This is a genomic window from Microvirga sp. KLBC 81, from assembly GCF_003075415.1.
Taxonomy (GTDB): domain Bacteria; phylum Pseudomonadota; class Alphaproteobacteria; order Rhizobiales; family Beijerinckiaceae; genus Microvirga.
On sequence record NZ_QDAH01000346.1, the window covers coordinates 1 to 517 of the forward strand.

Below are 517 nucleotides of genomic sequence, written 5' to 3' on the forward strand. Positions count from 1 at the left end.
ACCTGGTGCAGAAGGCGCTGGCACGCCCCGAAACCCGCGACAAGCTCGCCAAGCTCGGTCTGACCCCGGTCGGCAGCAGCGCCGCGGACTTCGCCAAGTTCGTCGACGCCGAACAGGTCCGCTGGGCCGAGGTCGTGAAAACCAATAACATCACCGTGAACTGATCGGCCGGGGCGGGCAGCGCCGTTGCCCGCCCCGCCGACGCAAGCACCCAAGGGGAGATGCCGCAATGAGCCGGGAAGACGATTTCGAGCGCGGCCTGGCCAACCGCCGCGCCGTGCTGGGAGAAGAATGGGTGCAGCGCTCGCTGGACCGCGCCACCACCTTCACCGCCGATTACCAGAACCTGATCACCCGCTACGCCTGGCACGACATCTGGAGCCGTCCGGGCCTGCCGCACAAGGCGCGGCGGATGATGGTGCTGGCTGTGACGCTTTCGCTGGGCCGCTGGGAGGAGTTCGAGCTGCACGTGCGCGCCGCGCTGACGGCGAAGGACGAGTCGCGGCTGAGTCCGGAT

General features: G+C 68.5%; 1 protein-coding gene. It reads left to right on the forward strand.

The genetic code is table 11. The features are described 5' to 3' along the window. Nucleotides 1-229: 229 nt before the first annotated feature. On the forward strand, nucleotides 230-517 hold a 288-nt coding region (locus DC522_RS34125; RefSeq protein WP_205769963.1), incomplete at its 3' end, for a carboxymuconolactone decarboxylase family protein.